Genomic DNA, 22,801 nt, shown 5'->3' on the forward strand with positions numbered 1-22,801 from the left:
GCACCCCCAGGAGTGAGATGTCGTTCGATGAGCTCCCCGGCCGCTACAAGGTCCGGGACCTGACCCTCGCCGAGGCCGGTCGGCACCAGATCCGCCTCGCCGAGCACGAGATGCCCGGACTCATGGCGCTCCGGGAAGAGTTCGGGCCGACGCAGCCCCTCGCCGGCGCCCGCGTCGCGGGGTCCCTGCACATGACGGTGCAGACGGCGGTGCTGATCGAGACGCTCGTCGCGCTCGGCGCCGAGGTCCGCTGGGCCTCGTGCAACATCTTCTCGACGCAGGACGAGGCGGCCGCGGCCGTCGTCGTCGGCCCGCACGGCACGGTCGACGAGCCCGCCGGCGTGCCGGTGTTCGCCTGGAAGGGCGAGTCGCTCGACGAGTACTGGGACTGCACCGAGCAGATCCTGGTGTGGCCCGGCGGCACCGGCCCGAACATGATCCTCGACGACGGCGGCGACGCGACGCTGCTCGTGCACCAGGGCGTCGAGTACGAGGCCGCGGGTGCGGTGCCGTCCGACCCGCTGCCGGGCGAGGAGGGCTACTCCGAGGAGCACCTCGTCATCCTCGGCACGCTGCGCCGGTCGCTCGCGGCCGACCCGCAGCGGTGGACGACGATCGCGGCGGACATCAAGGGCGTCACCGAGGAGACGACCACGGGCGTGCACCGGCTCTACCAGCTGGCGGAGGCGGGCCGCCTGCTGTTCCCGGCCATCAACGTCAACGACTCCGTGACCAAGTCGAAGTTCGACAACAAGTACGGCATCCGGCACTCGCTGCCCGACGGCATCAACCGCGCCACCGACGTCCTCATGGGCGGCAAGGTCGCGTTCGTCGCGGGCTACGGGGACGTCGGCAAGGGCGCGGCGGAGGCGTTCCGGGGTCAGGGCGCGCGGGTGATCGTGTCCGAGGTCGACCCCATCTGCGCGCTCCAGGCGGCGATGGACGGCTACCAGGTGGCGCGGCTGGACGACGTGATCGACCAGGCCGACTTCGTCATCACGACCACCGGCAACAAGGGCGTCGTGTCCGCGGCGCAGATGGCCCGGATGAAGAACAAGGCCATCGTCGGCAACATCGGGCACTTCGACAACGAGATCGACATGGCCGGACTCGCGGCCGTCCCGGGGATCGTCCGCACCGAGATCAAGCCGCAGGTGCACGAGTGGACGTTCCCGGCCGACGAGGTCGGTCCGGAGCGGTCCGTCATCGTGCTCTCGGAGGGTCGCCTGCTCAACCTCGGCAACGCCACCGGGCACCCGTCGTTCGTCATGAGCAACTCGTTCTCCAACCAGGTCATCGGCCAGATCGAGCTGTTCACCAAGCCGGACGACTACGCCCGCGAGGTCTACCGGCTGCCGAAGGTCCTCGACGAGAAGGTGGCGCGGCTGCACCTCGACGCGCTCGGCGTGCGGCTGACCGAGCTGACGAAGTCGCAGGCCGAGTACCTGGGCATCGACGTCGCGGGACCGTACAAGCCGGAGCACTACCGCTACTGAGACCGCTCAGTTGACGGGGTCCGGGACGCCGTGGGGGAGTCGGTGCAGCTGCGACGACTCCGCGGCGTCCCGCTGCCCGGCACGCAGCCGTGCCGCGAGCTCGCGCTCCCGCCGCTCGGCGAGGACGGCTGCCAGGAACTCCTCGGGGTGGGTGCCCGGCGGAGGCAGCGGGTGGACGTAACGCTGCACCTCGGTGGTGAGCTGGGAGCCCAGCTGGACGCGTGACGCCGGGTGCAGCGTCACCGCACGGCCGAGGAACTGCCGGACCGACAGCGCGAGGCCGTCCGGCAGACGGGCCAGGTCCGCCGTGTGCGCCCAGCCCGCGAGGTGCCGGGGCATGACGACCGCCGCGCGCACCTTGGCGGCGCCGCGCACCCGGACGGCATAGGTGCCCGCGAGGATGTCGCCCACGCGCTTGCCCTGCGGGTGGACGATCGAGCAGATCAGGGCGACGGTGCCGAGGGTGAGCCAGAGCTCGACCACGCCGACGAGGGCCCGCACCAGGGCCTGCCGGAAGACGAGAGGGCCTCCGTCGTCGCGCACGATGCGGATGCCCGTCGCCAGCTTGCCGAGCGACCGACCGCGGGTCAGCGTGTCCACGGTGGTGGGCAGCACCACCATGATCGTCGCGAGCAGGACGATGACGAGGATCCGGCCGAGCTCCTCGGAGACGTCGGGACCGAGACCGTTGACGGCCACGAGCACGACGATCAGGCCGATCGCGAGGACGCCCAGGTCGAGCAGCGCCGCGAGCAGACGTGTCGCCGCCGACGTGGGGCGTGCGTCGAGCAGGACGCCTTCGCCTGTGAGGATGCCGTCCATGGGGGGCAGGTTAACCGGTGGCGGGCGCCGAGGATGGCAGGCTGTGCGCCATGGACCTGGACGCCTTCGAACGTGCACGCGCCGGCGACTGGGCGCGGCTCGAGGAGCTCGTGCGGCTGCGCCGGCGCACGGGTGCGGAGGCCGACGAGCTGGTGCGTCTCTACCAGGGTGTCGCCACCGACCTGTCGAGCGTGCGCTCCGCCGCCCCCGACCCCGAGATGGTGACCCGCCTGTCGATGCTCGTCGGACGCGCCCGGGCCGCCATCGCGGGCACGCACGAGCCGAGCTGGCGCGACGTCACCGCCTTCGTCATGGTGGCCCTGCCCGCGGCCCTCTACCGGATCCGGTGGTGGACGGTCGCGGTCATGGTGGCCTTCCTCCTGCTCGCCGTCACCGCGGGCATCTGGGTGGCGACGCAGCCGGACGCGCTCGCGGCGATGGGCACCCCGAGCCAGCAGCAGGAGTACGTCGAGAGCTCGTTCGCGGAGTACTACACGCCCGGTGCGGGCTTCGCGGCGATGGTCTGGACCAACAACGCGTGGCTGACCGCCGTCTGCATCGCCACCGGCATCACCGGGATCGGCCCGGTCTACTTCCAGGCCACGAACGCGATCAACGTCGGCGCGACCGGCGGGATGATGGCCTACCACGGTCACCTGGACGTCTTCCTCCAGCTCATCGCCCCGCACGGTCTGCTCGAGCTGACCGCGGTGTTCGTCGCCGGCGCGGCGGGCCTCCGGATCTTCTGGACCTGGATCGACCCGGGGCCCCGGACCCGCGGCCGCGCACTGGCCGAGGAGGCCCGCGCCCTGTTCACGGTCGCGCTCGGGCTGGTCGGTGTGCTCGCGGTCTCGGGCCTGATCGAGGGCTTCGTCACCGGCTCGGGCCTGCCGTGGGCGGTCAAGGTGAGCATCGGGGCGGTCGCGCTGGCGGGCTTCTGGGCGTACACGCTGGTGCTCGGGCGTCGGGCCGTCCGCGCGGGGCACACCGGTGACCTCGAGGCGGACCGCGCCGGCTACGTCCTGGCCACCGCCGGCTGATCAGACCTCGGGGTCGACCACGACGACCCGGCGCGCGTCGGCGCCCGGTGCCATGAGCTCGGCCAGGTCCTGCGCCTCGGCACGGAGCTCGTCGTGCTGGTCGGCGGTCGGCCGCGCGAACGGGCGCACCGTGAGCGTGACGGTGCCGCGGAGCCTCGGGTCCCGCGGGACGTCCCAGGTGCCCGCCACGCGGCCGTCCAGCAGGAACGTGGCCGGCACGACGCCGTTCGGGCTGGCCAGGTACGGCCGGTGGGCGGGCGAGACGATCCGGGTGCGGTCGGCGTGCCCGAGGAGCACGTTGTCGTAGTCCGCCAGGAAGCGCACCGGCGCCGGTGTTCCCGGGTCGGGCAGCACCCCTCCTGGCAGGTCGAGGACCTCGCGCTCGCGCACGCCACCCGGGGACGGGTCGGCGCGGTACCGGACCAGGTCGAGCCGGTCCACCACCGCCCTCATCCCCGTGAGCCCGGACCAGCTCTGCAGGTCGGCGACCGACGCCGGACCGAACGCCGCGAGGTAGCGACGCACGAACCGCTCCTGCTCGGTGGCGAGCACCTCGGGGTCGGCCAGGTCGGGCGTCGCAGCCGTGAGCTCCGGCCCGAACCAGGACCAGGCGGTGGTCCACGTCGTCGCACCCGAGCGTCCCCACACGCCGCGCGGTGGCACCTGGACCAGGGGGAGCGTCCCGCGGGCGGCGTAGGCGAGCGTGCTCGGGGCGACGTCCGGCCACCGCTGCGCGAGCAGACGTCCGAGCTCGGTGGTGACGCGCGGCTCCTCCTCGACGAGCGCGCGGGCGGCGGCGGTGACCTCGCCGACGTCGAGCGTGCGCAGCGCCGCGCTGTGCTGCGCGTTGACCAGCAGGTCCTTGGCGTGGAGCGGGGCGACGAGGCCGGGCAGCAGCAGGGCGTCGGCCGGGGTGACGAGGTGGATGGTGCTGCGCATCACCGCGATCCGGGTGACGCGGCGGTCCCAGAAGGCGTCGCCGAGCTCCTCGGGTCGGAACCCCGCGACGCGGCTCCACAGCCCGACGTAGGGCGACCACGCGTTCTGCGCCTGGAGTCCCACCAGGTGCTCGACCATCTCGGTCGCGGGACAGGACCGGCGCGCGAGCAGGTGCTGGCGCGCGAGCAGCGCGCGGTTCAGGTGCGTGCGGGTGAGCAGGTCGGGCACCCTCGGAACCTATCGGGGGTCGCCGACACCGTCAGAGTCGCCCGGCCGCCTTCAGGGAGATGTACGTGTCCGCGAGCCGGGGAGCCAGGTGGTCCGGCAGGGCGTCGACCACCTCGGCGCCGCGCTGGCGCAGGCGCACCGCGACCGCCGCGCGCTCGAGCCCCACGCGCTCGGCGGCAGCAGCGTCGAACACCGCCGCGGCTCCGGTGCGAGCCGTCCGCAAGGCGTCGACCTCGGGGTCGGACACCGACGCGAGCACCACCTGGTGCCGCTCGGTGAGCTGTCCGACGACCCCGAGGAGCCCCTGTTCCACCGCCGCCGGGTCGAGTGCGGTGAGCAGCACGACGAGAGCCCGCTGGCTCAGCCGCTGACGCACCTGGGCCACGACCCCGGGCCAGTCCGTCTCGACGAGCTCGGGCTCGACCAGGGCGAGCGTGTCGGCGAACGACGCCATCACCCCGGCACCGGTCGCGCTGGCCACGCGCCCACGGACCCGGCGGTCGAAGACGAGCAGCTCGACCCGGTCGCCGGCCTTCGTGGCGAGCGCGGCCAGCAGCAGCGCGGCCTCGATCGACGCGTCGATCCGGGGCGCGTCCAGCACCCGCACGGCGGACGTCCGGCCGCTGTCGAGCACGATGAGCACCCGGCGGTCGCGCTCCGGGCGCCACGTGCGCACGACGACGTCGGACCGCCGGGCCGTCGCGCGCCAGTCGATCGCACGGACGTCGTCGCCGATGACGTACTCCCGCAGCGAGTCGAACTCGGTCCCGGGGCCGCGGACCTGCACCGACGCCCTCCCGTCCAGCTCACGCAGCCGGGCGAGCCGGCTGGGCAGGTGCCGGCGCGAGGCGAACTCGGGCAGCACGCGCAGCCGTCCGGGGGTGTCGATCGACGCCTGGCGACCCGCGACGCCGAGCGGCCCGAGCGTCCGGAGGGTGACGCGGTCCGCGTGCGCGTCCCCCCGACGGGTCGGCTCCAGGACCGTCCGGACCCGGGCACCGTCGCGCGGTCGCACGTCCACGCGGTGCCGGTCGCTCTGCGCGCCCGTCGACGGCGGCCACGCGTCACGCACCAGGGCCCGGAGCCGGCGGGCGCCCAGGTTGGTCAGGGTGAGCGTGGACGTCGCAGGCTCGGTGAGGCGGACCGACGACGGCACCTCCCGTCGGATCGCGACCTGCCGGGGGGACGCGGCGAGCGCCACGTCGACGACGCACACGAGCACGACGAGCAGCGTCCACAGCATCACGGTGCCGGTGGCGGGCACGACGAGCACCACCGGCAGGCCGAGCGCGGCGAGGACGACCGCGCGCCAGGTGAGGGCCATGTCAGCGGGGCACGGGGACGGACGCGAGCACCGTGTCGAGGACGCTCTCCGTGCTGACGCCCTCGAGCTCCGCCTCGGGGCGGAGCTGGACGCGGTGGCGCAGCGTGGGGTGCGCGAGCGCCTTGACGTCGTCCGGCGTCACGTAGCCGCGGCCGGACAGCCAGGCCCACGCGCGGGAGGTCGCCAGCAGCGCCGTGGCGCCCCGGGGGGAGACCCCGAGCGAGAGGGACGGCGACTGCCGCGTCGCCCGGCAGACGTCGACGGCGTAGCCGAGGACGTCGGGCGCGATCTGCACGTGCCCGACCTCGGCCCGGGCGCGCGCGAGCATCTCCGGCGTGGCGACGGCACGCAGCCCGGCGCCGGCGAGGTCGCGCGGGTCGAACCCGGCGGCGTGCCGGGTGAGCACCTCGATCTCCTCGTGGCGCTCGGGCAGCGGCAGCACCAGCTTGAGCAGGAAACGGTCCAGCTGCGCCTCCGGGAGCGTGTACGTGCCCTCGTACTCGACCGGGTTCTGCGTCGCGATGACCAGGAACGGGTCGGGCAGCGGCCGCGGGGTGCCGTCGATGGACACCTGGCGCTCCTCCATCGCCTCGAGCAGCGACGCCTGCGTCTTGGGGGGCGTGCGGTTGATCTCGTCGGCCAGCAGCAGGTTGGTGAACACGGGGCCCGCGCGGAACGAGAACTCGGCGGTCCGGGCGTCGTACACCAGCGAGCCCGTCACGTCACCGGGCATGAGGTCGGGGGTGAACTGGACGCGCTTGGTGTCGAGGTCGAGCGCGGCCGAGAGCGCCCGGACGAGCAGCGTCTTGGCGACGCCCGGCACGCCCTCGAGCAGCACGTGACCGCGGCACAGCAGTGCGATGACCAGGCCGCTGACGGCCGCGTCCTGCCCGACGACCGCCTTCGCGACCTCGGTGCGCACGGCACCCAGGGCGGCACGGAGGTCCTCGGACGGCTGGTGCGGTGGGGCGGGGGGTGCAGTCGCGCCCCACGAAGGGCTCTGGTCGCTCACGTTCGGTGAACCTCGCTCTCGAGATGGTCCAGGTCACGGGCCAGCTGCGTCAGCCCGCGGTCGTCGGTCGGTGGGGGTCCGTACAGCAGCGCCTCGACGTCGGTTGGGCGGCGCCCGGCGGCGCGGGCGATCGCGTCGATGACGAGGGGTGCCCCGGCCGAGCCGGGCAGCCCGAGCCGCGCGGCGCTGCGTGCGGCCGTGCCGGCACGCAGGGCGGCGGCGGCGTGCCCGTAGGAGCGCCCGCGCCGGTACAGGCGTCCCCGGCCGCGGGTCGTCTCGCCCGCACGGACCACGACCGGCAGCTGCTCGGTGACCAGGCGGCCCAGCCGGCGGCCGCGCCACAGGGCCGTGACCACGAGGACGAGCAGCAGCTGCAGTGCGAGGACCGGGACCACCGGGGGCAGGAGCTGGCCGGAGGAGGGCTCCTGCTCGCCGCCGCCGCCGGTGTCGTCGAGCGACGGGATGTACCAGACGAGCCGCTCGTGCCTGCCCAGCGCGCGCAGGACCAGAGCGGCGTTGCCCTGCTCCGCGAGGTGCTGGTTGGTCAGCGGCGCCATGTCGGCCAGCCCGACGATCCGGCGTCCGTCGGACTCGGTCACGGCGTAGGCACCGCCCTGGTCCGTCCCGGTGCCGGGGGCGGGGAAGCAGACCACCGCGCCCGGCCCGGTCGCCAGCAGGCCGCCACCCGCCGTGATGGTGCCGGCCGCGACCGCGTCGGGGTCATCGCACGCCGCGGCACGGACCTCGGCCTCGGCGGGCGCCACCCCGCTCGACGCGAGCGAGGGGGAGAGCACGCCGAGCGCCCACCCGGCGTCGGCCAGCACCAGGTCCGCGCCCGTGGCGTCCAGGACGTCGACCTGCTCGTCCGTGAGCAGGTAGTCGCCGACGACGAGCACCGTCGAGCCGGGGCCGGCGAGCGTCCGGACGTCGGCGACCCGACGCACGTACCGGACGTCCACGCCCTCGCGGGCGAGGATCTGGGCCGCCGCGCGGGCGCCCAGGTCGCCGGGGTTGTCGGGCGCGAGGGTCAGCGTCGAGGTCCGCGGCTCGGGCAGCGCGGAGAGGATGCCCGCACCGACGACCAGAGCCAGCAGGGCCAACGGCCAGCGCGCGCGCCGCCACCGCTGCGCCGACCGGCCGCGGGTCGAGGTGCCGTCGCCGACGACCGCGTCGTGGACGGTGGTCACCGGGGTGCTCATCGGGGAGCCGCCACGGCCAGGTCGGTGACCTCGGTGGCGGGCGTCGGCCGTGCGTCCTGGACGCGCGCGTCGAGACCGCGCAGCCGGACCTCGTCCTGCGCGGTCGCCGGCACGTCCCCGTAGGCGACGTCGTCGAAGGTGCGGCCCGCTGCGACGAGCTCGGAGCCGAGCGCCGGGAGCCGGGCCGCCGCGGCGAGCGCCGCCTCGTGCGCCGTCCGGGCCGCGCGTTCGTCCAGCACGGCCCGCTCCTCGAGCCCGCGCACGATCGCGCGGAACCGTTCGAGCACGGCCGTCGCGAAGTCGCCCGCGGTCGCCGCGGCGTCGGCGGCGGCCCGGATCTCGTCGGACGTCCGAGCGTCCCCGTCGGCCAGCACCCTCCGGTCCGCACCGCCGCGGCGGGACAGGCGGACCGGTCCTGCCACGAGGAAGGCGATCCCGACGACCGCGACGAGCACCAGGACGACCGCGAGGACCGCGAGAGGGCTGAGCGCCGCGGGGGTCCGCAGCCCGGCGAGCTGCTCCGCGATCCAGTCCAGCAGGCTGGCCAGCAGCGAGCGCTGCTCGTGGTAGACGGGGTCGAGCAGCTCCTCGGTGGCCCAGCGGCGCGCCGTCGGGGCGTCGGGGTCGACGGGGACGCCCGCCACCATCCGGGCCAGCACGCTCACGCGGTGGTCTCGGCCGCGCGGGCCAGCTCGACGTCCAACCCTTCGCGGCGCATCCGGACGTCGATGTAGAGCAGGGCCACCACCGACGACACGAACGTGGTGGACAGGGTGGAGGCGATGACGGTGGCGATGCCGATCACGACGACCGAGCCGAACGACGTCGCCGTCGGGTCCCGCAGGACCAGCTGCGCGATGAGCGTCGCGGGGAACACGATGATCTGCGCGATGATCCCGGCGAGGATCGTCGTGAGCAGGTAGATCCCGAACAGTCGCCAGAAGCCGTGGTAGGTCAGCCGCCACGCCCGGGTGATGGTCGGCCAGAACTTCTTGCCCTCGAGCATCAGTGCGGGCGGCACGAGCAGCGTCCGCGTGGTGAACCAGACCGCGGCGACGACGAACGCCAGCGCGCCGCCGAGCCCCAGCACCACCGCGAGGGCGACCTGGTCGTTGACGGCCAGCAGCGTGACGCCCATGACGAGCACGGTGAGCGCCGTGAGCACGACGATCCCGCTGAGGAAGGTGAAGGCGACGACGAGCCAGACGCGCCACGAGCGCAGGACCTCGCCGACGGTCGCCACCTGGCCGAGGACGGAGCGGCTGACGGACACGATGAGCAGTCCCGTGAGGATCGTGGTCGCGATCGTCGTCACCGGCGCCGCGATGAGCAGGCCGATCGAGGAGCCGAGCTGCTCGGCGAAGCCCATCTGCCCGGACGGGTCCAGGTCGACCGAGAGGTCGGAGAGCTGCGGCGCGAGGATGCCCTTGACGTACCACTGGATGACGGACTGCAGGACGACCGCCAGCGTGACCACCAGGGCAGCGAGCCCGAACATCACGCGCGGGTTGGCCCGGACGGCCCGGAAGGCCCCGTCGTAGATCTCGCCCATCCCGAGCGGGCGCAGCGGGATGATCCCCGGCTGCAGCGCCTGCGGACGCCACGAGACCCCGGGCGGCGGCGGCGCCGTCGGGCCCCACGAGCCGTACCCGCCGGGTGCCTGCTGCCCCCAGCCGGACGGGGGCGGGGGCGGGGGTGCGACGGGCGGGCCCGGCTGCGGCGCGGCCTCCGGCGGCGGTGCTCCCGGGCCTGCGGGGGCCGCCCAGGAGGGCGGTCGCGGGGCGTCGTCGTGCGGGCTCGTCATGCGAGCGCGGCTCCTCGGCTGTCGTGGTGCAGGCGGTCGGGGGCGCCGTCGTCGGGCCCCCCACGGAGGAATCATCGTGCCACGACGGCACGGTCCCGGGACGCGCGACCGGGTGATCTGTCCGCGTCGGGACAGGTCGCAGCGCCAGGTGGCCCAGGTCCGGGCCTGTGCGGTGCGAGAATGCCGCCATGAAGGGACGCGTGCTGGTGGTCGACGACGACACCGCGCTGGCCGAGATGATCGGCATCGTGCTGCGGTCGGAGGGTTTCGACCCGGTGTTCTGCGAGGACGGTGACGAGGCGATCGGGGTGTTCCGCGCCACACAGCCGGACCTCGTCCTGCTCGACCTCATGCTGCCCGGCAAGGACGGCAACGAGGTCTGCCGGCAGATCCGCGCCGAGTCGGGCGTCCCCATCGTCATGCTCACGGCCAAGAGCGACACGGTCGACGTGGTCCTCGGCCTGGAGTCGGGCGCGGACGACTACATCTCGAAGCCGTTCAAGCCCAAGGAGCTCGTCGCCCGCGTCCGTGCCCGGCTGCGCCGCAGCGACGAGCCGGCGCCCGAGCACCTGACGATCGGCGACGTCACCATCGACGTGCCCGGCCACCGGGTCGCGCGGGCGGGTCGTCCTGTCTCGCTGACGCCGCTCGAGTTCGACCTGCTGGTGGCGCTCGCGCGCAAGCCGTGGCAGGTGTTCACACGCGAGGTGCTGCTGGAGAAGGTCTGGGGCTACCGGCACGCCGCCGACACCCGCCTCGTGAACGTGCACGTGCAGCGTCTGCGCTCGAAGATCGAGAACGACCCCGAGCAGCCCGAGATCGTCGTCACCGTCCGTGGTGTCGGCTACAAGGCGGGCGTGGCCTCGACGTGACGTCGCAAGGTGCGGCCCCGTGCGGGTGAGCGGCGCCTGGCGGCTGCTCCGGGCACGGTCGAGGCGGCGGGCTCGCTCGTGGACGCGGGCCTGGCGCTCGTCGCTGCAGCTCCGCGTCATCACCTCGACGCTGGCGATCGGCCTCGTCGCACTCACCCTCGTCGGCGCCTACGTGAGCGCCCGCACGGCCGCCGGCCTCTTCGACGACCGGCTCCAGCAGGTCCTCCAGGAGAGCGCCCGGTCCACGCTCCAGGCGCAGACCACGTTCGACTCCTCGACCGCAGCGACGGGCGCGGACGTGCAGCGTCTCAAGCGGGACGTCGTGGAGGCCCAGCGCACCGGCGGCTCGGACAGTCGCGAGGTGTTCCTGCTCCGGGCACCCGGGCAGCAGGGCGGTGACATGTTCATCCCCGGTGCCGCGACGGACCAGGCCCTCGTCCCGCTCGTCAGCCGCGAGCTGCGCCTGGCGACGGCGGAAGGTGGACAGCGCTGGCAGTCCGTGGCGATCCCGCGGGAGACCGGGGGCGTCTCGCCCGGGGTGATGGTGGGGCAGGACGTGATCGTGCCCGTCGACGGGACGTACCAGCTCTTCTTCCTGTACAGCATGCAGTCCGAGCAGGACCGGCTCGACTTCCTGCAGCGCACGCTGGGCCTCGCCGCGGTGGCGCTCGTCGTGCTGCTGGGGAGCATGACGTGGCTGGTCACACGACAGACGGTCCGGCCGGTGCGTCGCGCGGCGGAGGTCGCCGAGCGGCTGGCCGACGGGCACCTGTCGGAGCGGATGCCCGAGAAGGGCGAGGACGAGATGGCCACCCTGGCCCGCTCGTTCAACGAGATGGCCGACAGCCTCCAGGACCAGATCCATCGCATGGAGGAGCTGTCCACGTTGCAGCGACGGTTCGTCTCGGACGTCTCGCACGAGCTGCGGACCCCCTTGACGACCATCCGGATGGCCGGGGAGGTCATCCACGCCTCGCGCGAGGACTTCGACCCGGCCGTGAAGCGCTCTGCGGAGCTCCTGCAGACCCAGCTCGACCGGTTCGAGGACCTGCTGGCGGACCTGCTCGAGATCAGCCGGTTCGACGCGGGCGCGGCCATGCTCGACGCCGAGGGGCGCGACGTGCGCGACGTCGTGATCCAGGCGGTCGACCACGCCGCCCCGCTCGCCGAGCGCCGGGGTGCGTGGCTGCACGTCGTCGTGCCCGAGGAGCGCTGCGTCGCGGACATCGACCCCCGCCGGGTCGAGCGGATCCTGCGCAACCTGCTGGTCAACGCCGTCGAGCACGCGGAGGGCAGCACCGTCGAGGTCACCGTCGGCGCCGACGCGCACGCGGTCGCGGTGACCGTCCGCGACCGGGGGGTCGGCATGACCCCCGACGAGGCCGCCCACGTGTTCGACCGCTTCTGGCGGGCCGACCCCGCGCGGGCCCGCACGACGGGCGGCACGGGGCTCGGGCTGGCCATCTCGTTGGAGGACGCCCACCTGCACGGCGGCTGGCTCGAGGCGTGGGGGAGGCCCGGCCGCGGTGCGAGCTTCCGGCTCACGCTCCCGCGGCGCGCGGGGATCCGGCTCACCGCGTCACCCCTGCCGCTGCAGCCGGAGGAGTCGCCGATCACGGGCTCCCTGAGGATCGTGGCCCGCCCGCACAACGACCCGGCAGCGCTCCCGGAGATGGGGTCCGACGACCTCGACTCCGCGCTGTCCGACGACGAGCGGCAGGAGGTCCGATGATCGCGCACCGGCTCCGTCGCGCCACCGTCGCCCTCGGCGCGGTCGTCGTCCTGGCAGCCTGCACCGCCATCCCGACGTCGGGACCCGTCCAGGAGGGTGACACGGAGGTCACCGAGCCGTCGGAGATCGACGTGCTCGCCGAGGGGCCGCAGCCGGGGGACACCCCGGCCGAGATCGTCGACGGCTTCCTCGCCGCGGGCGCCGCCGGTTTCACCGACAACTTCGGGACGGCCCGGGAGTACCTCGCGGGCGAGGCGAAGACCACGTGGGACCCCACGGCCGGCGTGCTCGTCTCCGGGGCCGTCGAGCCTGCACCGACCACGACGGAGACCGAGGTCACGATCGACGTCCCCGTCGAGGCCCGCGTCGGCGAGAGCGGGGTCTACGCCGAGGCGCCGCCGGACGGTCGCGAGTCCGTGACGTTCGGCATGGTCCGCAACGACGCCGACGAGTGGCGGATCGCCGCGACGCCGCCCGGCCTGATCCTCCAGCAGGAGGACTTCGCCCGCCTGTACCGCCCCGCCTCCCTGTACTTCGTCTCGCCGGACCAGAGGTTCCTGGTCCCGGAGGAGCGCTGGTTCCCGCAGAAGAACCTGAGCACGTCCATCGTCAGCGAGCTGCTCGCCGGGCCGTCGGCCTGGTTGCAGGACGCCGTCGTGACGGCGGTGCCCGACGGCGTCGAGCTCAACCCGGAGGCCGTGCTCATCGACGAGAACGACGGTGTGGCGGCGGTCCGGCTGGAGCCCGCGCTCGCCGTGACCCGGGCGGACCGTGACCTGCTGATCGCCCAGATCGAGGCGAGCCTGCGACCCGTGCGGGGGATCAGCTCGGTGCAGGTGTACGCCCGGGACGTGCCGCTGGAGGGTTCGGCGAGCCTGGAGAGCGGTCCCGGTCCGTCGAGCAACCTCGAGCTCGTGCAGGACGACCGGCTCGTCGCGCTCGCCGACGGCCAGATCGAGCCCGTGCCCGGCCTCGACACTCTCGACGGGCTCGACCCGCGCAGCCCGGCACGCAACGAGGACGGCTCCGTGCGCGTGATGCTGTCCGGCCCGAACCGGCTGACCACCGTGCCGACGGCGGAGGTCGGCCCGCAGGAGCTCGTGACCGGGTCCAGCCTGGCGGCACCGTCGGTCGACCGGTTCGACTGGGCGTGGACGGCGCAGCCGGCCAGCGGTCTCGTCGCTGCGCGCGTCGGAGCACCGTCGGTCCAGGTGGGTGCCGACTGGCTGGAGGGCCGGGCGGTCCGTGCGGTCCGGGTGGCGCGTGACGGCGTCCGGATCGCGGTCGTCTCCGCGGGCGCCGACGGTGTCCAGGTGGACATCGCCGCGATCACTCGTGACGACTCCGGCGCGCCGCAGCAGCTGGGGTCCCCGGTCCGGGCGGGTGCGTCGTTGGTGGACGCGTCGTCGGTCGTCTGGTCGGGGGAGTCGACGCTGGCGGTCGTCGGGAGGTCCGTCGGCAGCGCGAACGTCCACCTCGTCCCGGTCGCCGGCCCGACGAGGCCGCTGCCCGAGGTCGCGAACCTCGCCGACCTCGCCGGGAGCACCGTCATCTACGTCACGACGACCGACGGTGAGCTGCGCAGGTTCGGCACCACCTGGGCGCAGATCCTCGGTGTGACGGGCGTGTCGTACCCGTCGTTCCCCGGCTGACGAGCCGCCCACAGCCCACCGTCGTCCCCACGTCGGGCGCGCGTCGCACCCTGGGGTGGGCACGCTCCGCCCATGACGTTCGCGCGTGAGCTGCTCGGTCTGCTCCTCCCGGTCGAGTGCGCGGGCTGCGGGCTCGACGACGTCGCGTGGTGCGCGGCGTGCGGGGCCCTGCTCGCGGCTCGGTTCTGGCGGTGCGAGGACCGGGCTCCGCGTCTCGACCGCCTGGACGGACGGGGGCCGCTGCCGGTGTGGACGCTCTCCGACTGCACCGGCCCGGTCCGACGAGCCGTGATCGCGTGGAAGGACCGCGGCCGGCTCGACCTGACCCGCCCGTTCGCCGCCGCCCTCGCGAGCGCGGCCGCGGGGCTGTCGGCCGACGTCGGGGCCGGCACGCTGCTCGTGGTGCCCAGCCCGTCGACGGCGGCGGCACGTCGACGCCGGGGCGGCAACGTCGTGGACGCGCTCGCGGCGGGGGTCGCGGACGGTCTCGCGCGTAGGGGCGTGGCCGCCGGGGTCGCACCGGTGCTCGCCCGGGCGCGGGGTCAGGACCAGGTCGGGCTCGGCGCCCGGGCGCGTGCGCGCAACCTCGCCGGCCAGGTCCGTGTCCCGGCGCGGCACGCCACGGGACTGGCCGGCCGGCGCGTCCTCGTCGTGGACGACGTGCTCACGACCGGGGCGACCCTCGCCGCGTGCCGCTCCGCGCTCGAGCGTGCCGGCGCCCAGGTCATCGGCGCGGTGACGCTGGCCTCGACCCCCGACCCCCGGGGTGCGCCCCGGCTCCCGCGAGGGCTGTCCACAGGGTGATCAGTGCGCGGCGCGGGTGGTTCGAGCGGTGGTGCGGGGTTAGCGTGGGGTACTGAGCCGACGGCGAGCGCGGACCGACCCCCACGGGTCGACCGGGCCGGCCGCGGGAGGAGGTGACGCCGCCCGACTGCCCCCTGGGGCAGCCCATCGCACTGTCACCCCCGGGCGGGCACGACCCGCCCCTGACCCTCTCAGGAGGCTCACATGGAGATCGTGGTTGCCGGCCGGCACACCGAGGTGCTCCCGAAGTACCGGGCGCACGTCGAGCAGAAGCTCGCGAAAGTCGAGCAGCTGGCCCCCCGCGCCCAGCGCATCGATGTCGTCGTGTCGCACGAGACGAACCCCCGTCAGGCAGGCAGCAGTGAGCGTGTCGAGCTCACCGTCGTCGACCGTGGCCCCGTGATCCGTGCGGAGGCCTGCGCGGACGACCGGTACGCGGCCCTGGACCTGGCCCTCGGGAAGCTCCTCGAGCGACTCCGTCGGACGCGTGACCGGCGCAAGGACCACCGCAACCACACTCCGATCGCCCCCGTCGACGTCCGGCCCCCCGAGCCGGAGCCGGCCGCTCCCGCACCGGTCGACCCGGACGCCGCGGTCGAGACGACGCTCGGCGACTCGCCCGTGGTGATCCGCGAGAAGGTCCACCAGGCGCAGCCGATGACGGTCGACGACGCGCTCTACGAGATGGAGCTCGTCGGCCACGACTTCTTCCTGTTCATCGACGCCGAGACCGCCCAGCCGTCCGTGGCGTACCGCCGGCGCGGCTGGAGCTACGGCGTCATCAAGCTCGACGCCGCGGTGACCGCGGCACCGCTCGCGACGGTCGCCGGCTGACCGGCTCGATCGACGACGACGCCCGGCCCGGTCGACCCGACCGGCCGGGCGTCGTCGTGTCGGTGGGGCACGCAAAGATGTCCGGGTGACCGTCCCCGGAGCTGAACGCCTCACGCTGTCGCAGGCCCGTCGCATCACGCTGCGCGCACAGGGCCTCGACCGTCCTCGCCCGGTGCGGCCAGCTGCGCCCACGATGCGGCAGTTCCAGCAGGTGGTGGACCGTCTCGGCGTGCTGCAGATCGACTCCGTCAACGTGCTGGCCCGCGCGCACCTCCTGCCCGCGTTCTCGAGGCTGGGCGCCTACGACCCCGCCCTCCTCGACCGGGCGTCCGGGACGGCGCCGCGCCGGCTCGTCGAGACGTGGGCGCACGAGGCGTCGTACGTGCCCCCGGAGACGTTCCGACTGCTGGGCTGGCGGCAGCGCGCGTACCTCGACCAGGCGTGGGGCGCGATCGCGGAGGTGCCGATGAAGCACTCGCCGCTGGTCGAGGAGGTCCGCACCATCATCGCCGAGCGCGGTCCGGTCACCGCGCGGCAGGTGCAGCAGGACTTCGAGGCCGACCACCCGACCACTCGCGGGGAGTGGGGGTGGAACTGGTCGGTGGCCAAGCGCGTCCTCGAGTTCCTCTTCTTCACCGGGGAGATCACGTCGGCGGGTCGCAACGGGGCGTTCGAGCGCCGCTACGACCTGACCAGCCGGGTGCTCCCACCCCACGTGCTGGCTCTGCCCGAACCCTCGGACGAGGACGCGGTCCGGGCGCTCACGCAGATCGGTGCACGGGCGCACGGCATCGGCACGCTGCGCAGCTTCGCCGACTACTTCCGCATCAAGGAGTCCCGGGTGGTGCCGGCGATCGCCGACCTCGTCGAGGAGGGCGTGCTGCAGGAGGTGGTGGTCGACGGGTGGAACCAGGGGCCGGTGTACCGGCACCGGGACGCCGACCTGCCCCGCCGGGCCACCGGTCGCGCCCTGCTGAACCCGTTCGACCCGCTGGTGTTCGAGCGCCGCCGGCTGGAGGCGCTGTTCGGTCTGCGCTACCGCATCGAGATCTACACCCCGGAGCCCAAGCGGGTCTGGGGCTACTACGTCCTGCCGTTCCTGCTGGGAGAGTCGCTGCCCGCCCTGGTGGACCTCAAGGCCGACCGGAAGGCGGGGGTCCTGCGCGTGCTCTCCGCGCACCGGGCGACGGGCTCGACGGTGCCGGACGCCGACGTCGTCGAGCCGCTCGCGGCGGAGCTGCACGAGCTGGCCGGGTGGCTGTGCCTCGACGACATCATGGTCGGCGACCGGGACGGCGTCCTGCGCGGTGACCTCGCGGCGGACCTTGCGATCGCCGTCCGGTCGGCATGACGCCCGAGACGCGGCCGCGCGACTTCGCCCTCGTCGCGCTCGGCGGCGCCCTGTGGGGCACGGGCGGCCTGGCCGGTGCAGCGCTCGCCGATGCCGCCGGCCTGCCGCCGCTGACCGTCGCCGCGTACAGGCTGCTGGGTGGCGGGGGCGTGCTGCTCCTGGCGCTCGCGGTGACCGGCGCGCTGCGCGGACTCGCCCGGACGCGCCCGGTCGTCCTGCTCGTCGTGGAGACCGCTCTGCTCGCTGCCGTGTACCAGGCCGCGTACTTCGCGGCGGTCCAGCGGGCGGGGGTCGCGGTGGCCACGCTGGTCGCTCTCGGGGCCGCTCCGATCCTGGTCGCCGTGGGCACCGCCGTGTCCGCCCGGCGGCCCCCGTCGCCGCGCACGCTGGTCGCGCTCGGGATGGCGCTGACCGGGCTGGTGCTCCTGGTGGGCCCGTCGGACGCGGCCGGTCCGGGGACCGCGTCCGGTGCCCTGCTCGCCCTCGTGGCGGCTGCGGCCTTCGCGACGATGACCGGGCTGAACCGCCGCAGCGTGCCCGGACTGGGTCCACTACCCCTCACGGCGACCTCGTTCACGCTCGGCGGAATCCTGCTGCTCCCGGTCGCCGCGGTGGCCGGTCCCGGCCTCGGTGTGCCGTCCGACGCGGAGGGCTGGGTGCTCCTCGCCTACCTCGCCGTCGTCCCCACGGCGGCGGCCTACAGCGCCTACTTCACGGGCCTGCGGCACGTTCCCGCGACGACCGCGGCGCTGCTCGCCCTGCTCGAGCCGCTGACCGCCACCGTCGGCGCGGTGCTGCTGCGCGACGAGCGCCTCGGCCCTGCCGGCGTCGTCGGTGCCCTCCTGCTGGCAGCTGCGGTGGTCGTTCTTCGACCACGCCGCGCAGGCTCGCCTACGATGGACGCGCCCGGCCGTGCGGCCGGTCACCTCAGCCGCTCCGACGCCGCGCGCGCCCGGAGCGCGAACACGTCGGGAGTAGTGCGTGCCAGCGATCCTCGAGAAGGTCCTGCGCCTCGGTGAAGGCCGGATCGTCAAGAAGCTGTCGGGCATCGCCCAGCAGGTCAACGCCCTGGAGGACAGCTTCGTCGCGCTGTCCGACGCCGAGCTGCGCGAGGAGACCGACCGCTTCCGCGCCCGGCTCGCCGAGGGCGAGACGCTGGACGACATCCTCGCCGAGGCGTTCGCCACGGTCCGCGAGGCCGCGCGGCGCACGCTCGGGCAGCGCCACTTCGACGTGCAGCTCATGGGCGGTGCCGCTCTCCACCTGGGCAACATCGCCGAGATGAAGACCGGTGAGGGCAAGACCCTCGTCGCGACCGCGCCCGCGTACCTGAACGCCCTGAGCGGCAAGGGCGTGCACGTCGTCACCGTCAACGACTACCTGGCCAGCTACCAGTCCGAGCTCATGGGCCGCGTCTACCGGTTCCTCGGCCTGACCAGCGGCGTGATCCTGTCCAACCAGGACCCCGCCACGCGCCGCAAGCAGTACGCGTGCGACATCACGTACGGCACGAACAACGAGTTCGGCTTCGACTACCTTCGCGACAACATGGCGTGGAGCGTCGACGAGCTGGTCCAGCGTGGCCACAACTTCGCGATCGTCGACGAGGTCGACTCCATCCTCATCGACGAGGCGCGAACCCCGCTGATCATCTCCGGACCCGCGTCCGGCGACACCAACCGCTGGTACGCCGAGTTCGCCAAGGTCGTCCGCCGCCTGCAGCCCGAGCGCGACTACGAGGTCGACGAGAAGAAGCGCACCGTCGGGGTGCTCGAGCCCGGCATCGAGCGCGTCGAGGACTACCTCGGCATCGACAACCTCTACGAGTCCCTCAACACGCCGCTCATCGGGTTCCTGAACAACGCCATCAAGGCGCAGGAGCTGTTCAAGCGTGACAAGGACTACGTCGTGATGAACGGCGAGGTGCTCATCGTCGACGAGCACACGGGCCGCATCCTGCCGGGCCGTCGCTACAACGAGGGCATGCACCAGGCGATCGAGGCGAAGGAGGGCGTGGCGATCAAGGCCGAGAACCAGACGCTCGCCACGATCACGCTGCAGAACTACTTCCGTCTCTACGGCAAGCTCTCCGGGATGACCGGTACGGCCGAGACCGAGGCCGCCGAGTTCCAGGGCACGTACAAACTCGGCGTCGTCCCCATCCCGACCAACCGCGACATGCAGCGCATCGACCAGCGCGACTTCGTCTACAAGAGCGAGGACGGCAAGTTCGACGCCGTCGTCGCGGACATCGTCGAGCGGCACGCGCACGGTCAGCCGGTCCTCGTGGGCACCACCAGCGTCGAGAAGAGCGAGCTGCTGTCGTCCAAGCTGAAGAAGCAGGGCGTCCCGCACGAGGTCCTCAACGCCAAGCAGCACGCGCGTGAGGCGTCGATCATCGCGCAGGCGGGCCGCAAGGGCGCCGTCACCGTCGCGACGAACATGGCCGGCCGCGGCACCGACATCATGCTCGGCGGCAACGCCGAGTTCATGGCCGTCGCGGACCTCGCAGCCCGCGGCCTCGAGCCCGCCGAGCAGCCGGAGGAGTACGAGGCCGCCTGGCCCGCCGCGCTCGAGAAGGCCAAGGAAGCCGTCGCCGCGGAGCACGACGAGGTCGTCGAGCTGGGCGGGCTCTACGTGCTCGGCACCGAGCGCCACGAGTCGCGCCGCATCGACAACCAGCTGCGCGGCCGGTCCGGCCGGCAGGGTGACCCGGGCGAGTCGCGCTTCTACCTGTCGATGCAGGACGACCTGATGCGCCTGTTCAACTCCTCGCTCGCGGAGTCGATGATGACGCGCGCCGGGTTCCCCGAGGACATGCCGCTCGAGTCGAAGATCGTGACGCGCGGCATCCAGTCGGCGCAGTCGCAGGTCGAGTCGCGCAACTTCGAGATCCGCAAGAACGTCCTGAAGTACGACGACGTCATGTCCCGGCAGCGCGTCGTCATCTACGAGCAGCGCCGTCGCGTGCTGGAGGGCGAGGACCTGCACGAGCAGGTCAAGCACTTCCGTTCCGACGTGCTCTCGGCCTACATCACCGGCGCCACCGCCGAGGGTCGGCCGGAGGACTGGGACCTCGACGCGCTGTGGACCGCCCTCAAGGCCGTGTACCCCGTCACGATCACCCCGGACGAGGTCGTCGAGCAGGCCGGCGGCCCCACCCGGCTGTCCGCCGAGCTCATCGAGCGGGAGATCCTCTCGGACGCCGAGCACGCCTACGCGGAGCGTGAGGAGCAGATCGGCTCGGAGAACATGCGCCAGCTCGAGCGGCGGGTGACCCTGTCGGTCCTCGACCGCAAGTGGCGCGAGCACCTCTACGAGATGGACTACCTCAAGGAGGGCATCGGCCTGCGCGCGATGGCGCAGCGCGACCCCCTGGTGGAGTACCAGCGTGAGGGCTACCAGCTCTTCAACGCGATGACCGACGCCATCAAGGAAGAGACGGTCGGGTACCTGTACAACCTGGAGGTCCAGGTCGCAGCCCCCGAGGCTCCCGCGGTGACCGCCGACTCCGCCGTCGCTGCCGCCGCGAGCGCGGGCGCCCAGGCCGCCCTGCCGCGGTCGGTCTCCGACGGCCCGACGCCGGGCCGGCTCGTGGCCAAGGGCATCGACGGCCCCGAGCAGCGCGCACCGCTGCAGTACAGCGCGCCGTCGGTGGACGGTGACGGCGGGGTGGTGACCCGCGGCGACGCCGGTGGCAGGGCCGCAGGCGCCCGTCCGGCCGCGGCCGACGGCGAGGCCAACCGCGAGGCCCGTCGCAAGGCGGCCAAGCAGCAGCGCAAGCGCTGACACGGACGCGAGCCCGTCCCCGTGCACCGGGGGCGGGCTCGCGTGCGTCCGGGCTCAGCCGATCTCGAGCGCGGTGACGCGCCACGAGCCGCGGTGCCCCTCCAGCCGGAGCGCGACAGCGCGCACCCGGACGCCGTCGTCGGCCACGAGGCTCGCCTCCAGCACGTGCGGGTCGACGCGGCAGGCGCGACCGCGACGGATCGAGGGCGGTCTGCCCCCGCCGCCGGTGCCGAGGACGCGCTGGGTCAAGCCTGCCCGGACCTGGAGGGACTCGTACACGCCCGGGGTGAGCCAGCGGGCGAGCTGCGCCACGGAGCGCCGACCGGCGAGCACCTCCAGCGACGCCAGCGCGACCGCGCGGGCGACCGTCGCCGGGTCGCCGTCGGGGAGCAGGCGGGGGGAGTCGTCGTCGGCCTCCATGACGAGCGACCGGTCGGTGACCCGCAGGACCGCGATCCGGCCGGCGACGGTCTCCGGCACCGCGTGCGCGGGACCGGTCGCCTCCTCGACGAGGGAGGGCGCGAGCGCGGGGACCAGCCGGACCTGGGGACGGCGCGCGCGCACGGCTCCCGGTCGGGTGGGACCAGGCCCGCGCTGCCTGTCCTCCGCCCCGCGCACCCGGGCGAAGGCGTCCTCGGCGGGGGTCCTGCCACGGGTGAGGACGACGGCTCCGACGTCGGCGCTCACAGTGCCGGCTCCCCGGCGGTCGCGGGCACCAGGAGCACCTGACCCGGCCGGAGGAGATCGGGATCGGCACCGATCACCGCCACGTTGGCCTGGTACCACTGCGGCCACGCGGCGGCGATCTGCGCATCGGTCGCCCCTGACGGGAGGTGGCGTGCCGCGATCGCCCAGAGGCTGTCTCCGGCCTCCACGACCACCTCGCCGGACCCCACGGGCGCCGGGGGTGTCCGGACGTGGTCGGCGGCGGCCGTCTCGACGGCCGCCGTGGCGTGCCCGGGCGGAGCGGTCGGACCGGGCGCCGGGCGTGCCGGCGCGGGGACCGGTTCCGCGGGGGCCGGCGCGGCGCTCGCAGACGCGGACGGCTCGGTCACCGTGGTCGGTCGTGGCGCGAGGTCGGGGTCCGGGGTGCTGGTCGAGGTCGTCGTCACCGCCCACCCGAGGTCGTCGGGCACGGCGGCGTCGTGCGGCTCGACGGTGGCCGACGACGGCGAGGGCACGGGTACGACGGCCGACGCGCCGGTCGCCATGCCGAGCCCGATCCCCGCCCCGACGGCGAGCACAAGAGCCTTGCGTACGACCTGTGGCGCGCACCGGTGCACCAGCCGCTCGCCGGCCCGCCAGCTCGCGCCGGCGACCCGCACGACGACGCACACGGTCGCGAGGAGGGCGCCGGCCGCCAGCCAGACCGCGACGAGCGCTCCGGCGGCGGTCACGGCGACCTCGATGACGGCGTCGACCTGCCACGGGCCGACGTGGTCCGACAGCACGGTCCGCACGTGGTGCGCGAGCACCCCCGCCAGCGCGGCCGACGCCAGCGTCCCCGCGAGCAGCCCACCGATCGGCCCCCCTGCTCCTCGCATCTCCGTGCCCACCATGTTCGCCCCTGACCATGTCGTTTGATGCAGTTTGGTGTTGCTTGCGTGGCATAGATGTACCTGAGCGCGCTCCATTTTGTCCAGCGATGTCCGACATGCGGCGGTTCGGCGGCTCCGTCGCCGGCTCGGTGGAGTGGGGCGTCGCCATCTCGTCACGCAGCTCCAGGTCGAGGGCCTGTACGCGCTGCTCCGGGCCAGATCACCGATCTGCACACGGCCACGACGTCACCGTCGCCCCACCGGTTCAGCGCCGCTTGTCGGCCAGGCCGTAGCCGCGGGCCGTGGCCGCGGGCCGACGGGCGCCGGTGAGGACGGCAGCGGCGCTGGTCGGGCAGGAGGCACCG

General features: G+C 73.9%; 19 protein-coding genes. 10 read left to right on the forward strand and 9 right to left on the reverse strand.

Annotated elements, in window-relative coordinates; all coding sequences use genetic code 11:
- Window positions 1-17: 17 nt before the first annotated feature.
- The gene (gene ahcY / locus CTE05_RS06150; RefSeq protein ID WP_146845233.1) at window positions 18-1,496 is read left to right on the forward strand and encodes an adenosylhomocysteinase; all 1,479 of its coding nucleotides are present in this window, start codon (window positions 18-20) and stop codon (window positions 1,494-1,496) included.
- A 6-nt stretch (window positions 1,497-1,502) separates the two neighbouring features.
- On the opposite strand, the gene CTE05_RS06155 is transcribed toward ahcY, so the two are convergent.
- The gene (locus CTE05_RS06155) at window positions 1,503-2,318 is read right to left on the reverse strand and encodes an RDD family protein (protein WP_146845234.1); all 816 of its coding nucleotides are present in this window, start codon (window positions 2,316-2,318) and stop codon (window positions 1,503-1,505) included.
- A 50-nt stretch (window positions 2,319-2,368) separates the two neighbouring features.
- Here CTE05_RS06155 and CTE05_RS06160 point away from each other — a divergent pair, with 50 nt between their 5' ends.
- The gene (locus CTE05_RS06160) at window positions 2,369-3,358 is read left to right on the forward strand and encodes a stage II sporulation protein M (RefSeq protein ID WP_146845235.1); all 990 of its coding nucleotides are present in this window, start codon (window positions 2,369-2,371) and stop codon (window positions 3,356-3,358) included.
- Here the strand turns inward: CTE05_RS06160 and CTE05_RS06165 are convergent, their stop codons facing one another.
- Genes CTE05_RS06165 through CTE05_RS06190 form a run of 6 tightly spaced genes read right to left on the reverse strand, consistent with a single transcriptional unit; the run spans window position 3,359 to window position 9,864 of the window.
- Window positions 3,359-4,525, reverse strand: a complete 1,167-nt coding sequence (locus CTE05_RS06165; protein WP_146845236.1) for a winged helix DNA-binding domain-containing protein — start codon at window positions 4,523-4,525, stop codon at window positions 3,359-3,361.
- 31 nt (window positions 4,526-4,556) lie between these two features.
- The gene (locus CTE05_RS06170) at window positions 4,557-5,849 is read right to left on the reverse strand and encodes a DUF58 domain-containing protein (RefSeq protein WP_146845237.1); all 1,293 of its coding nucleotides are present in this window, start codon (window positions 5,847-5,849) and stop codon (window positions 4,557-4,559) included.
- Window position 5,850: 1 nt separating this feature from the next.
- Entirely contained in the window at window positions 5,851-6,861 is a 1,011-nt protein-coding gene (locus tag CTE05_RS06175) for an AAA family ATPase (RefSeq protein ID WP_146845238.1), read from the reverse strand.
- Window positions 6,858-8,048 carry a DUF4350 domain-containing protein gene (locus CTE05_RS06180; RefSeq protein WP_246123339.1) on the reverse strand — a complete coding sequence of 397 codons (1,191 nt, stop codon included), beginning with the start codon at window positions 8,046-8,048 and terminating at the stop codon, window positions 6,858-6,860. The genes CTE05_RS06175 and CTE05_RS06180 overlap by 4 nt, the downstream gene beginning before the upstream one ends.
- An 8-nt stretch (window positions 8,049-8,056) precedes the next feature.
- Window positions 8,057-8,725: a DUF4129 domain-containing protein gene (locus CTE05_RS06185; protein ID WP_246123341.1), complete on the reverse strand. Its 669-nt coding sequence runs from the start codon at window positions 8,723-8,725 to the stop codon at window positions 8,057-8,059.
- On the reverse strand, window positions 8,722-9,864 hold the full coding sequence (locus CTE05_RS06190; protein ID WP_146845240.1) for a glycerophosphoryl diester phosphodiesterase membrane domain-containing protein: 1,143 nt from the start codon (window positions 9,862-9,864) through the stop codon (window positions 8,722-8,724). The genes CTE05_RS06185 and CTE05_RS06190 overlap by 4 nt, the downstream gene beginning before the upstream one ends.
- 188 nt (window positions 9,865-10,052) lie before the next feature.
- On the opposite strand from CTE05_RS06190, the gene mtrA reads away from it, so the two are divergent.
- From mtrA to secA, 8 genes are all read left to right on the forward strand, one after another.
- Window positions 10,053-10,736, forward strand: a complete 684-nt coding sequence (gene mtrA / locus CTE05_RS06195; RefSeq protein WP_055912929.1) for an MtrAB system response regulator MtrA — start codon at window positions 10,053-10,055, stop codon at window positions 10,734-10,736.
- A gap of 19 nt (window positions 10,737-10,755) precedes the next feature.
- Entirely contained in the window at window positions 10,756-12,468 is a 1,713-nt protein-coding gene (gene mtrB, locus CTE05_RS06200) for an MtrAB system histidine kinase MtrB (protein ID WP_146845241.1), read from the forward strand.
- Window positions 12,465-14,120 carry an LpqB family beta-propeller domain-containing protein gene (locus CTE05_RS06205; RefSeq protein WP_146845242.1) on the forward strand — a complete coding sequence of 552 codons (1,656 nt, stop codon included), beginning with the start codon at window positions 12,465-12,467 and terminating at the stop codon, window positions 14,118-14,120. The genes mtrB and CTE05_RS06205 overlap by 4 nt, the downstream gene beginning before the upstream one ends.
- A gap of 72 nt (window positions 14,121-14,192) precedes the next feature.
- Complete coding sequence (locus tag CTE05_RS06210; RefSeq protein WP_146845243.1) at window positions 14,193-14,924, forward strand: ComF family protein; 732 nt, start codon at window positions 14,193-14,195, stop codon at window positions 14,922-14,924.
- A 204-nt stretch (window positions 14,925-15,128) separates the two neighbouring features.
- Window positions 15,129-15,758: a ribosome hibernation-promoting factor, HPF/YfiA family gene (gene hpf / locus CTE05_RS06215; RefSeq protein ID WP_146845244.1), complete on the forward strand. Its 630-nt coding sequence runs from the start codon at window positions 15,129-15,131 to the stop codon at window positions 15,756-15,758.
- Between the two features lie 85 nt (window positions 15,759-15,843).
- A complete protein-coding gene (locus tag CTE05_RS06220) occupies window positions 15,844-17,109 on the forward strand; it encodes a winged helix-turn-helix domain-containing protein (protein ID WP_146845245.1) in 1,266 nt (421 codons plus the stop codon).
- Window positions 17,106-18,128 carry a DMT family transporter gene (locus CTE05_RS06225; RefSeq protein WP_146845246.1) on the forward strand — a complete coding sequence of 341 codons (1,023 nt, stop codon included), beginning with the start codon at window positions 17,106-17,108 and terminating at the stop codon, window positions 18,126-18,128. Before CTE05_RS06220 ends, CTE05_RS06225 begins: the two co-directional genes overlap by 4 nt.
- Complete coding sequence (gene secA, locus CTE05_RS06230) at window positions 18,091-20,898, forward strand: preprotein translocase subunit SecA (RefSeq protein WP_146845247.1); 2,808 nt, start codon at window positions 18,091-18,093, stop codon at window positions 20,896-20,898. The genes CTE05_RS06225 and secA overlap by 38 nt, the downstream gene beginning before the upstream one ends.
- Window positions 20,899-20,952: 54 nt before the next feature.
- Here the strand turns inward: secA and CTE05_RS06235 are convergent, their stop codons facing one another.
- Both CTE05_RS06235 and CTE05_RS06240 read right to left on the reverse strand, forming a co-directional pair.
- A complete protein-coding gene (locus CTE05_RS06235) occupies window positions 20,953-21,585 on the reverse strand; it encodes an Rv3235 family protein (protein WP_146845248.1) in 633 nt (210 codons plus the stop codon).
- Entirely contained in the window at window positions 21,582-22,442 is an 861-nt protein-coding gene (locus tag CTE05_RS06240) for a LysM peptidoglycan-binding domain-containing protein (protein ID WP_146845249.1), read from the reverse strand. Before CTE05_RS06240 ends, CTE05_RS06235 begins: the two co-directional genes overlap by 4 nt.
- Window positions 22,443-22,801 lie beyond the last annotated feature (359 nt).

The organism is Cellulomonas terrae, assembly GCF_007990265.1.
GTDB classification, from domain to species: domain Bacteria; phylum Actinomycetota; class Actinomycetes; order Actinomycetales; family Cellulomonadaceae; genus Cellulomonas; species Cellulomonas terrae.

Excerpts from the sequence above, each read along its gene's own strand:
- ahcY (WP_146845233.1), top strand. The coding sequence starts at position 18 with ATGTCGTTCGATGAGCTCCCCGGCCGCTACAAGGTCCGGGACCTGACC.
- CTE05_RS06155 (WP_146845234.1), bottom strand. The coding sequence starts at position 2,318 with ATGGACGGCATCCTCACAGGCGAAGGCGTCCTGCTCGACGCACGCCCC.
- CTE05_RS06160 (WP_146845235.1), top strand. The coding sequence starts at position 2,369 with ATGGACCTGGACGCCTTCGAACGTGCACGCGCCGGCGACTGGGCGCGG.
- CTE05_RS06170 (WP_146845237.1), bottom strand. The coding sequence starts at position 5,849 with ATGGCCCTCACCTGGCGCGCGGTCGTCCTCGCCGCGCTCGGCCTGCCG.
- CTE05_RS06190 (WP_146845240.1), bottom strand. The coding sequence starts at position 9,864 with ATGACGAGCCCGCACGACGACGCCCCGCGACCGCCCTCCTGGGCGGCC.
- mtrA (WP_055912929.1), top strand. The coding sequence starts at position 10,053 with ATGAAGGGACGCGTGCTGGTGGTCGACGACGACACCGCGCTGGCCGAG.
- CTE05_RS06205 (WP_146845242.1), top strand. The coding sequence starts at position 12,465 with ATGATCGCGCACCGGCTCCGTCGCGCCACCGTCGCCCTCGGCGCGGTC.
- CTE05_RS06210 (WP_146845243.1), top strand. The coding sequence starts at position 14,193 with ATGACGTTCGCGCGTGAGCTGCTCGGTCTGCTCCTCCCGGTCGAGTGC.
- hpf (WP_146845244.1), top strand. The coding sequence starts at position 15,129 with ATGGAGATCGTGGTTGCCGGCCGGCACACCGAGGTGCTCCCGAAGTAC.
- CTE05_RS06225 (WP_146845246.1), top strand. The coding sequence starts at position 17,106 with ATGACGCCCGAGACGCGGCCGCGCGACTTCGCCCTCGTCGCGCTCGGC.
- CTE05_RS06240 (WP_146845249.1), bottom strand. The coding sequence starts at position 22,442 with ATGCGAGGAGCAGGGGGGCCGATCGGTGGGCTGCTCGCGGGGACGCTG.